General features: G+C 61.7%; 12 protein-coding genes. 7 read left to right on the top strand and 5 right to left on the bottom strand.

Annotation, left to right across the window (positions count from 1 at the left end):
* The 4 genes from WCA53_RS01350 to WCA53_RS01335 form a co-directional block, all read right to left on the bottom strand.
* The coding region (locus WCA53_RS01350) for an RBBP9/YdeN family alpha/beta hydrolase (RefSeq protein WP_423904616.1) at positions 1-514 on the bottom strand (514 nt) is incomplete at its 3' end.
* An 18-nt stretch (positions 515-532) separates the two neighbouring features.
* Positions 533-1,381, bottom strand: a complete 849-nt coding sequence (locus tag WCA53_RS01345; RefSeq protein ID WP_423904613.1) for a TauD/TfdA dioxygenase family protein — start codon at positions 1,379-1,381, stop codon at positions 533-535.
* A gap of 10 nt (positions 1,382-1,391) precedes the next feature.
* Positions 1,392-2,372 (bottom strand): quinone oxidoreductase family protein, encoded by a 981-nt coding sequence (locus tag WCA53_RS01340; protein ID WP_423904610.1) that lies wholly within the window; start codon positions 2,370-2,372, stop codon positions 1,392-1,394.
* Between the two features lie 171 nt (positions 2,373-2,543).
* Positions 2,544-3,863 carry an MFS transporter gene (locus WCA53_RS01335; protein WP_423904605.1) on the bottom strand — a complete coding sequence of 440 codons (1,320 nt, stop codon included), beginning with the start codon at positions 3,861-3,863 and terminating at the stop codon, positions 2,544-2,546.
* A 293-nt stretch (positions 3,864-4,156) separates the two neighbouring features.
* Between WCA53_RS01335 and WCA53_RS01330 the strand changes: the two genes are divergently transcribed.
* The 7 genes from WCA53_RS01330 to WCA53_RS01300 all read left to right on the top strand — a co-directional run bounded on the left by WCA53_RS01330 (position 4,157) and on the right by WCA53_RS01300 (position 9,689).
* Entirely contained in the window at positions 4,157-5,158 is a 1,002-nt protein-coding gene (locus WCA53_RS01330; RefSeq protein ID WP_423904600.1) for an AraC family transcriptional regulator, read from the top strand.
* A gap of 241 nt (positions 5,159-5,399) precedes the next feature.
* Positions 5,400-6,491 (top strand): YeiH family protein, encoded by a 1,092-nt coding sequence (locus WCA53_RS01325; protein WP_423904598.1) that lies wholly within the window; start codon positions 5,400-5,402, stop codon positions 6,489-6,491.
* A gap of 23 nt (positions 6,492-6,514) precedes the next feature.
* A complete protein-coding gene (locus WCA53_RS01320; protein WP_423904595.1) occupies positions 6,515-7,408 on the top strand; it encodes a LysR substrate-binding domain-containing protein in 894 nt (297 codons plus the stop codon).
* Positions 7,371-7,598, top strand: coding sequence for a hypothetical protein (locus tag WCA53_RS01315; protein ID WP_423904593.1), 228 nt, complete (start codon positions 7,371-7,373; stop codon positions 7,596-7,598). Before WCA53_RS01320 ends, WCA53_RS01315 begins: the two co-directional genes overlap by 38 nt.
* Positions 7,599-7,691: 93 nt before the next feature.
* The gene (locus tag WCA53_RS01310; protein ID WP_423904590.1) at positions 7,692-8,930 is read left to right on the top strand and encodes a molybdopterin-dependent oxidoreductase; all 1,239 of its coding nucleotides are present in this window, start codon (positions 7,692-7,694) and stop codon (positions 8,928-8,930) included.
* A 10-nt stretch (positions 8,931-8,940) separates the two neighbouring features.
* Positions 8,941-9,291 (top strand): c-type cytochrome, encoded by a 351-nt coding sequence (locus WCA53_RS01305; protein WP_423904587.1) that lies wholly within the window; start codon positions 8,941-8,943, stop codon positions 9,289-9,291.
* 86 nt (positions 9,292-9,377) lie between these two features.
* Entirely contained in the window at positions 9,378-9,689 is a 312-nt protein-coding gene (locus WCA53_RS01300; protein ID WP_423904583.1) for a high-potential iron-sulfur protein, read from the top strand.
* A gap of 79 nt (positions 9,690-9,768) precedes the next feature.
* Here the strand turns inward: WCA53_RS01300 and WCA53_RS01295 are convergent.
* Positions 9,769-11,026, bottom strand: a 1,258-nt coding sequence (locus tag WCA53_RS01295) for a biotin/lipoyl-containing protein (protein WP_423904579.1), incomplete at its 5' end; no start/stop codon positions are given.

The following is an 11,026-nucleotide window of genomic DNA, read 5'->3' as shown; positions in this document are numbered from 1 at the left end:
AGCCGGCCGCGGGGTTCAGGTGCCCGACTTCGCCAAGGTCGACGAGACGGCTGCCCCAGTCCGCTGCCATGCCGGCAGCGCGATCAAACGCGGCAAGCGGATCATTGCGGCTGGCGCCGAGAATGCTCGGGAACGGCAGCGGTTTGCGAGGGAACGGCAGCCACCCGTGTTCTTCAAGCACGTCCAGCGTCGGATAACCCGCGGGCATGGGGCTTTCCAGATCCGCCGGCGTGGCCAGCAGCGCGCCCTGGATCGGGCGGTTGTGGTGCTGCGCCCAGTGCACGGTAATCATGACGCCTGCACTGTGAGCGACCAGTAGAATCGGGCCGTCAATCTTCGCGATGGCCTCGTCCAGCGCCGCAACGCGGGCCGCGCAACTGAGCTTGTCGTGCTCGAGCGGCGGCACCGAAGCCGTTTTGGGAAGGCGAGCCTGCAGCAGTGTCTGCCAGTGTTCGGCCACATGGTCACGCAGGCCGGGCACAATGAGCACGGTAGGTTCAATATTAAGAGTCAAGACGCTGATTCCTTCAGGTTAGTACGGTCTGTCGCCAACAATTCCGGCTCGCTCCATCTTGCGATTGCACGGCGCGTAATCCATCACCGCGTAGTGCTGCGTGCTGCGGTTGTCCCATATCGCGATGCTGTTCGGCTTCCAGCGCCAGCGCACCTGGTACTCCGGGATGTACGCCTGGCTGATCAGATAACGAAGCAGGTCAGACGCGCCTGGATTGGCGTCCTGGCCGAAGCGCACCCGCGCCGGCGTGTGGTAGTTCGTCATGTGCGTGGTGAACGCATTGACAAACAGCACTTTTTCGCCCGTTTCGGGATGCGTGCGCACGACCGGATGCTCCGCATCGGGATATTGGGCTTTCAAAGCAAGCCGCTTCTCGATCGGCATCGCCGCACCAAAGCTCGCCTCGATACTGTGGCGAGCGCGCAAATCGGCGATCTGCTCCTTCACGTGCACGGGCAGGTTCTCATACGCGAGCACCATGTTCGCCCACATCGTGTCGCCGCCGACGGGCGGGCATTCCACGCAGCGCAGCACAGCGCCGAACGGAGGCGCTTCACGCCAGGTGGCATCCGAATGCCACGAATTTTCGTAACGGTCATTAGGCTGTTCCGGCGACTTGTAGATTCGCACGAGGCCCGGATTCTCAGGATCGCTGCCGGCGACCGGGTGGCCTTCCAGATCGCCGAAGCGGCGCGCGAAAGCAACATGCTCAGCACGACTAATGTCCTGATCGCGCAGGAACAGGACGCGGTGCTTGAGCAGGTTCGCCCGGATCTCGGCGAAGAGGCCATCGTCGTGGATCGCGTCGGCGAGCTTGACGCCCACCAGTTCGGCGCCAATGGCGTTGTTAAGTTGTTCGACAAGCATGGCGCCCTCCTTAAATGACGAAAACTGATGAGCCGGTTGTCCTGCGCGATTCGACATCACGGTGCGCTTGTGCGGCATCCTCGAGTGCATAGCGCTGGTTGATCTCGATCTTGATGCGGCCAGCCGCAACGTGGCCGAACATTTCCCCGGCCAGGTCCGCTTTTTCAGCGGGATCGGCAATGTAGTCGGCGAGCGCGGGACGGGTCAGATACGGCGATCCTTTCATCGCCAGGATCTGCGGATTGAATGCCGGAATCGGCCCCGATGCCGTCCCGACGCAAACAATGAGGCCGCGGCGCTTGACCGAATCCAGGGTGGCTTCGAAGGTATCCTTGCCGACGCTGTCGAAAACCACATTGACTCCGACGCCGTCGGTCAGTTCGCGTACGCGCTTTGCCACGTCTTCATGGCTGTAGTTGATGGTGTGGTCGCAGCCGTGCGCGCGGGCGACTTCCGCCTTCGCTTCGCTCGAAACGGTGCCGATCACCTTGAGCCCGAGCAGCTTGGCCCACTGCGATACGATCAGCCCGACGCCGCCTGCGGCAGCGTGGAGCAGAATCGTATTGCCGGGTTTGAAGTCGTAGATGCGCCGCATCAGGTACGACGAGGTCAGGCCGCGCATGGTCATGGCCGCCGCCGTCTCGCAGGGGATGCCGTCAGGCAGCTTGATCAGCGGTGCTGCCGGACAAAGGCGCTCCGTGCTGTAGGCGCCAAGCGTGTTGATAAAGCCCGTGTAGGTGACGCGATCGCCTGCTGCGACGTTCGTCACGCCCTCGCCTACTGCTTCGACCACGCCGGCTGCCTCTACACCCATGCCTGCAGGCAGCGGAACCGGATACAGTCCTGAGCGGAAATAGGTGTCCGCAAAATTGAGGCCAACTGCCTCATGACGCAGGCGAACCTGGCCCGGGCCCGGATCACCTACTTCAACGTCCTCGTACCGCAAGACCTCAGGGCCACCGGTTTCATGAAAGCGGATTGCTTTCGCCATGATTCGTTCTCCAAGTTGTTTCTCGATTTACCGAGGGGGAATGCGCCTGCTAGAGGACTATCACGTCCCGCCGCAGGCGTCGATTACCGCGTAATGTCCAGGTATTGCTTTGACCAGAGCGCGCGCCGTCGGTTAACCCGGCGGACGACGCAGCAGGCGTAAGGAGACCTATTAGAGCGTGACCTCCTCACCCGGTGCATTCACGCGGTCAAGGTCGCGCTTGTAGCTGCAACGGCCGATGGCGAACGCCACCGCCGCGAGCAGCGGCGCAATCGGGACCAGTTGCAAGGCGCCGAGCAGGCCGATCCGGTCTGCGACGATGCCCGTAAGGATGGCCGCGGGCGCCAACCCCAACAGGTTGTTGGCCAATGTCAGGGTGGCGAATGCCGACGCGTGGATGGACGGCGGGGTAAGGTTCGCCACCATTGCACCCGAAGGCCCCGTCGCGCCAGCACAGAAGAACATTCCGCAACCGATCAGGACGAGCTGCAACGGGCCGGGCGGCAGCTGGAAAGCGATGCCGAGCAGGACGCAGCACAACAGGCAGTACACGATCGCGGTCAGCCACTTTCTTTGTACAACCTTCCTGTTGAGACGGTCGGAGAGGCTTCCGCACGCGATCATGCCGACGCCGGTCACGAGCACGAACACCGCGCCATGCACGGCCGCCTTACCGGGTGCCATGCCGTAATAGCGATTCAGGAAGCTCGGCATCCAGGACCACACGGCCGCCGGGACGAGCAGATGAATACCGCTGCCCACGTAGGCGCACACGACCGACTTCGTGGAAAACAACCCCTTTATCAGCGCGCGCAAGCTCATGCGCACGCCAAGGTTACCCTTATGCCCGGCGATCACCGGCTGTAGTGAAGCCAGCCTTTTCTCCGTAACAACAAAACGGTAAATGACAACGAGTGCGATACCGACGCAGGCCATTGCGCCGAACGACCAGCGCCATCCAAGGTGGGTTGCGACGGCCCCACCCAGCGCCATGCCCATCACGGAGCCAAACGCCCCGCCTGCCATGAACGTGGCCGTGAGGGTGGCGCGCAGACGCGGCGGAAAAATGCTCAGGACGAGAGCGATACCCACACTTCCGTAGGCCGCCTCACCAATCCCGACACACGCACGGGCGAATAACATCTCACCGTAGGTCGTCGCGATGGCACATCCGAGCGTCGCGAGACTCCACAGCGCCGCCATCAACAGGATGCTCTTTACGCGACCCCAGCGGTCCGCGAGCACCGAAAGCGGAAAGGTCAGCACGCCCACCATCAGCGCCACCACGCTGCTGAGCGAACCGAGCTTAGTGTCAGAGAGGTTCCATGTGGACTTGATAAACGGAAAGACTGCATTCAATACCTGGCGCGACATATAGTCGGAAAGAAGCAGACCGACCGTGAGCGCGCATACCACCCATGCGTAGGCGGGTATATCCGAGTGTGTCGCCGAAATTTCGCCCGTCGTGGGCTCAGCATGCTGCAAAAGCATTTCGTCTCCTTCGCGTCTGGCGCGTCCGGTGCCCTTGCCGATAGCGGACAAACAGGGGCCGGTATTTGTGTCGCTCCCCGAAGCGGGCCGGGGAGCCTCCTTCAACCGCCATCAATACGCCCACGCGCACAATTTCAACGCAGGGGGAGATGGATCAGTCAGGCGAAGATACGGCAATCCAGCGATACGAATTTCGTTTTCGGTGACATTGTTTTATTATTTGACGACACTGCGCGTTAACACCGATCCCGCGCTAAAGGGCTTCACGCGCGTGAGCAAAGGAAGGAGATCGGATGCAAAGCATGGTGAGATCGTCGACATTGCACGGGTATTTCGACGTGACGCGAGGCTTGGGCCTCAACCCCTACGAGCTTGTGCAGGAGGTCGGTCTTGACGCCGTGGCGCTGGCGAATCCCGATGAGCGGATCCCGGCTGAGGGCGCCTGCCGGTTGCTCGAAGCCACCGCGGAGAAAGCGTCGTGTTCGACACTCGGGCTGCTGATCGCGCAAACCCGCCAGCAGTTCGGTAGTGGCGTCATCAACGTCCTGCTTGCCCACAAGCGCACGCTCCGCGAGGTGTTGCTGGCCGCTGTCCAGTACCGCTATCTGCTCAACGAAGCGCTGGGTGTTTACATCGAGACAATCGGCGACACCGTGACGATCCGCGAAGAGATTGTCGCCGAACCGGGCACCCGGACGGTACAAGCGATTGAATTGGCAGTCGGCGTGCTGTCCCGCCATGCAAGCGCGCTCCTCGGCGCCCACTGGAAACCGCGCAGTGTGCATTTCACCCATGCGGCGCCGCCCGATCTCACCCTCCACCGCCGGTTCTTCGGCTGTCCGATCACATTCGAAAGCGACTTCAACGGATTCGTTTGTGCGGCTGCGGACCTCGATTATCCGAATCCGAATGCGGACCCCGAGCTGGTCCGTTACGCGGAGAGTCTCGCCAATCCACTCAACAATACGGCGGCAGATTCAATTGCGCTGGACGTGCGTAAGGCGATTTACCTGCTATTGCCCCTCAGTCAGGCTTCAATCGAACTGGTGGCGCGGCAACTGAATCTGACGGTGCGCACCCTGCAGCGCCAGCTTGATTCGGCCGGCTTCGGCTTTTCGGGCATCGTTGAAGAAGTGCGGCGTGATCTTGCTGTGCGCTACCTGCTCAACCCACGCTATCCGATCGGCCGGGTCGCCGCCTTATTGGGCTATACCAGTCAGGGCGCGTTCACGGTCTGGTTCCAGAAGCGTTTTCAAATGACGCCCCGTGACTGGCGCAGTCGCCACCGAAAGTGAAGATACGCATACGCACGTGCGTGATGCGTGACATCGGGCAGGTCCCGCAGATAGGAGTGAATGCGATCGCGCCGAGCGGCATCCAGACGCCGGTTGTCGACACGTATTTCGCCCGCTCAACCGATGAGCGACAGCATCGTTCTATATAACCGATCAATTCGTTCTATATTCCGCGTTGGAATATAGAATCAGTCATCGCGATAATTCTCATCTTTCTAGTCACTGAAATATCGAGAGCGCGATGTCAACCCCGCTAGAAACCCATGCATTGACCGGAAGGCACTCGGTCACATTCAGCCCCCTCTCCTGGGTGCGAACTCATGCGCCCGGCGTTGCCTTATGCATTGCCGTCACGTTGTCCGCATTCGGGCTGCAACTGGCCGAGCAGCATCTGTTCGGGCGCGCCTGGCTGGAAGCATTGGTCCTCGCCATCCTCATCGGCACGGCCGTGCGAAGTGTCTGGAAGCCAGCCGCGCACTGGCACGCCGGGATCAATTTCAGCGCCAAGACATTGCTGGAAATTGCCGTGGTCCTGCTGGGCGCCTCGCTCAGCACCCAGACCCTGCAGGCAGCCGGGCTGGGACTTCTGGCAGGCATCGTGGCCGTCGTCGGGGTGGCTATCGTGATCAGTTACGGCACCGGGCGCCTCCTTGGTTTGCACCATCGGATGGCCTTGCTGGTCGCATGCGGCAACTCGATCTGCGGTAACTCTGCGATCGCAGCCGTTGCTCCCGTGATCCGGGCGCATAGCGATGACGTGGCCGCGTCGATTGCCTTTACCGCAGTGCTGGGTGTCGTCGTCGTACTCGCACTGCCGCTGCTGGTTCCTGTGCTGCACCTTAGCAATCTGCAATACGGTGTACTGGCCGGACTGACGGTCTACGCGGTGCCGCAGGTGCTTGCCGCAACGGTCCCCGTGTCGGCTCTCAGCGCCCATATCGGAACGCTCGTCAAACTGGTTCGTGTGCTGATGCTCGGTCCCGTGATCCTGGTCCTGTCAATCGGCTCGCGTCGCGGTGCAGGCGTGGCTCCATCCCCAGGTGCGGCGAAAGAAACACGCCTCGCCTGGCATAAGGTCGTGCCCTGGTTCATTATTGGCTTCCTGGCGCTGGTCGCCCTCCGTTCGGCCAACATCCTTCCGACGGCCGCACTATCGCCGATCAGCAATACGGCGAACGTGTTGACGATCATCTCGATGGCGGCACTCGGGCTGGGCGTCGATGTGCGAATGGTTGCCCAAGCCGGCCCCCGTGTGACCCTCGCGGTGGTGCTGTCGATCGTTGCGCTCGCGCTCATCAGCCTCGTGCTGATTCGCGTTCTGGGCATGGCGTAAAAATTCAAGGTCTGCTGAATATCATGACGCTCGATCAACTTCGTATCTTTGTAGCGGTTGCTGAGCAGCAGCATGTGACGCGTGCCGCCAACGTACTGGCACTTTCGCAATCGGCGGTGAGCAGTTCGATCGCCGCCCTCGAAGCGCAGTATGACGTCAAGTTGTTCCACCGGATTCGCCGGAATATTGTGCTGACTGACGCCGGCCAGCAGTTTCTCTGCGAAGCGCGCGCCGTGCTCGCCCGCGCTTCGTCGGCCGGGAACATGCTGGCCGATCTGGCCGGATTGCGGCGCGGTGCGTTGTCGCTCGCGGCAAGTCAGACGGTGGCAAATTACTGGATACCGGGCGTGATGCAGCGCTTCCATGCGGCCTATCCCGGCGTCTCGCTTAAGCTCTCGATCACGAATACCGGACAAGTCGTGCGGCAGGTCGCCGAGGGCGCGGTCGATCTAGGTTTCGTGGAAGACCAGGTGGACACCGACGGTCTCGACGTGCGCGCAGTCGCCCACGATGAACTGGTTCTGGTGGTCGCCCCCAGCCATCCTTGGGCCAGTCACGATTCGACGGCTGCCGATATTACCGACCTGCGCGACACCGCCTGGGTGCTGCGTGAAAAGGAATCCGGCACGCGCGGGATCTTCGAAAAGATGGTGCGAAGCTTAGGGGGCGATCCCTCTGGGTTCGACATCGCACTCGAACTTCCGTCGAACGAAGCGGTACGCTCCGCCGTCGAGGCCGGTGCGGGTGCGACCGTGATGTCTCGTCTGGTCGCGGCTTCCTCACTGAGCGCCGGGACGCTGACAGCACTTCGGTGGGCTCTGCCGTCGCGGGATTTCCTGATGCTGCGTAATCAGCAGCGTTACGTGACGGAGGCCATGCGTGTATTCGTCGAGATGGCGTCAAACATGGCGCGCTGACAACACCGAGATCGACACGGCGCGCTCACGCACCACGAGAAATTCGACGACAACGACGACGTGCTCCCTGTGCGCGTGCTACGACAGTTTCCGCGTCCATCTGCCCGATGGTGAAGCGCGCTACACCGTCGGCATTCCGAATCATCAAGTCAACCGCCGAGTGATCTGTCCGAAGGCTGCCTCGGGCTGAAATCGACCGAGTTGAAAGAATGCCACGCCAGCGTTTCGCGGCTGCGTGGCGAACGAATTGTCAAACCCTGCGACCAACCTGAAGGAAACACCCATGAAGGACCATTCCCACGGCATGGACGCGCACCGGCGCAAGATGCTTCTCGGTCTTGCCGCCGGCGGTCTCGCCGGCACGATGGCGGCCTGGAACCGCAGCGCGTGGCCGGCGGAGAGCTTCAACCTGCCATTCGCTGGCGGTGAGCGCGACGTGACGAGCGCGTTTCCACAAAAAGCTGAGATGCTGCGGCTGCGAACCCGTCCGCCGTTGCTGGAGACGCCGTTTGCCGTCTTCTATCAAGGCGTGTTCACGCCTAACGACCAGTTTTACGTGCGCTGGCACCTCGCCGATATTCCCACGAAAATCGACGGCGCCGCATTTCGCCTGAACGTCCACGGACAGGTCGAACGGGAGCTTAGCCTGAGCCTGAACGAACTGCGGACCCAGTTCGAACCGGTAGAACTGGCGGCGGTGAACCAGTGCTCCGGCAACTCGCGGGGATTCGTCGATCAGCGCGTGGCGGGCGCTCAATGGGGCAACGGCGCGATGGGCAATGCGTTGTGGACCGGTGTCCGTCTGCGCGATGTCCTGGATCGAGCGGGTCTCAAGGGCAACGCCGTGCAGGCCCGCTTCAACGGGCTCGACACAGGGGTCCTCCCGGCAACGCCCAAGTTCATGAAGTCGCTCGACATCGACCATGCGCGCGATGGGGAAGTGATGATCGCCTATGCGATGAACGGTCAGCCGTTGCCGTTGCTGAACGGCTTTCCGCTGCGCCTGATTGTGCCCGGCTGGTATTCGACCTACTGGGTGAAGATGCTCAACGATATCGAGGTGCTGAATCACCCGGACGACAACTTCTGGATGTCAAAGGCCTACCTGATACCGGACACCCCCCATGCCAACATCACGCCTGGCCAAACCGGCGTCAAGATGGTGCCGATCAACCGGATGGTCCCACGCTCGTTCATCACCAATCTCACGAATGGCCAGAAGGTAGCCGCCGGCAAGCCGCTTACAGTGCGCGGCATCGCCCTCGGCGGAGACGCCGGTGTGCGCGACGTCAGTGTGTCGTCTGACGGCGGCGCTACCTGGGCGTCCACGCGCCTCGGCCATGATCATGGCAAATACAGCTTCAGGCAATGGGAAACACATTTGATACCGCAGGCCGGTCCCATGGTGCTGAAAATCAAGGCAACGAACACCGCTGGAGTCGTGCAGCCGGATACCGCAAACTGGAATGCCTCGGGCTTCATGCGCAACGTGGTCGAAACCATCACGCTGATGGTTTCCTGAGGAGCGGAACATGACAAGTCCAAACGTGGTGATATCGATTCTGCTCGCCACCGCCGGCATCTCGAGCGCCTTAGCCGAACCCGCGCCGAAAGCACCGTTGGCCACAGCCTTGAATCGAACCGTCAGTGTTACCCTCCCTGACAGTGAGCAGGTTTTCCCACCTGGCGCCGGCGCCGAGATCGCCAACTCGCAGTGCATGATCTGTCATTCGGCTGGCATGGTCACGCGCCAGCCGCCCTTAAAGTTCGCAGAATGGAAGGCGGAGATCAACAAGATGCGCACTGCTTATGGCTCACCCATCCCTGCGGAGCAGGTAGAAGAACTCGCTGCGTATCTGACCGCGATCAAAGGCAAACCGTAGAACTTCGCAACGTGGCGAAACGAAGTTGCCCATTGGCGGGCACGTAGAAGGCCCGCCGCCCATCATCTGAAAGAAAGGAGCCCTACATGCAATCATCACGTCGTCATTTCATGATGCTGGCCGCTTCGCTGGCCTCAACCATCGCGCTCTCGGGCAAGGCGTCTGCCGACACGACCGCGGTATCCGAAAGCGATCCGACCGCACAATCGCTCGGCTATAAGGCCGATGCGACACACGTCGACAAGGCTAAATATTCGAAGTATCAGCCTGGACAGGCGTGCGCCAGCTGCCAGCTTTTTCAGGGCAAGCCGGGCGATGCATCGGGTCCGTGCCCGATTTTTGCCGGTAAGCAGGTCTCGGCGAAGGGATGGTGCAGCGCCTACGTGAAGAAGGCCTGAAACCGCACTGCTGACTCCCGAACGCGGTCGGCGTTGCGGGGAGTCAGTAGTGCGTGTGCGCTCGTACTACCCGCGTCGATCAGCCCTCGCCCTTCAACTCGATCAGGAGATCCTTCGCGGCCACACGGTCACCCGCCTGCACATGCACGGCGGCAATCTCACAGTCGCGCTCGGCCGCAATGTGGGTTTCCATTTTCATCGCTTCCAATGCGACCAGCGTAGTACCGGCTGCGACCCGCTGCCCCGGCTGTACCGCAACGGTCACGATCGAACCCGGCATGGGCGCGGCGACATGCAGCGGATTCAATGGATCGGCTACCGGGCGGCTGTGACGCGCCGGTCCCGCATGTGCGGTAGTGCGCTGCTCGATCGAGGCCGTGCGCGATTGTCCGTTCAACTCGAACTGAACCTTGATCATCCCGGACTCGGCGTCGGCGTGCTTCCCTTGCAACGAGACGAGCAAGGTTTTGCCAGGAGCAATGTCGATCGCCACTTCTTCCTGCGGCTGCAATCCATAGAGGAAAGCCGGCGTCGGCAGCACCGAGGTGTCGCTATAGGCGCGGAGGTGTGCGAAGTAATCCCCTGTTTGCTTCGGGTACATGAGGTAGGAAGCCAGTTGCTGATCGTCCAGTTCCTGTTCGCATACAACTGTGCCCTGCGTACGTGCCGCTTCCAGATCGACCGCCGCAAGCGCGTCGCCAGGCCGGTAAGGCGCAGGCGGCTCGCCCCTCAGCACCTTGCGTGACAGTTCCGCCGGAAACCCATCGGGCGGAAAGCCGAGTTCCCCCTTGAACAGTGAAACAACGGACTCGGGAAACGCGACTTCCTTGGCAGGATCGCACACGTCGGTGGCGCTCAGGTCGTTGGCCACCATCATCAGCGCCATGTCACCCACCACCTTGGAGGTCGGCGTCACCTTGACGATGTCGCCGAAGATCCGGTTGACATCGGCATACGCGCGCGACACCTCGGTCCAGCGATGTTCGATACCGAGCGAGCGCGCCTGCTCACGCAGGTTCGTGTACTGGCCGCCCGGCATTTCATGTCGATAGACATCGGCGGTGCCAGCCCGTATCTCCGATTCGAACGGCGCGTAGTAGCGACGCACGCCCTCCCAGTACATCGACGCTTCGTGCAACCGATCGAGGCTCAGCCCCGGATCGCGCTCGCTGCCCGCGAGCGCCGCGGCAATGCTCGACAGGTTCGGTTGCGACGTCAGGCCGCTCATCGCGTCGAGCGCGCCGTCAACCGCATCGCAGCCGGCATCGATCGCGGCGAGTGCCGAAGCGGCTGAAATGCCACTGGTGTCGTGCGTATGGAAGTGAACGGGCAAGCCG

The organism is Caballeronia sp. (assembly GCF_049581465.1).
Taxonomy (GTDB): domain Bacteria; phylum Pseudomonadota; class Gammaproteobacteria; order Burkholderiales; family Burkholderiaceae; genus Caballeronia.
This window is presented reverse-complemented; position numbering and strand designations above follow the sequence as displayed.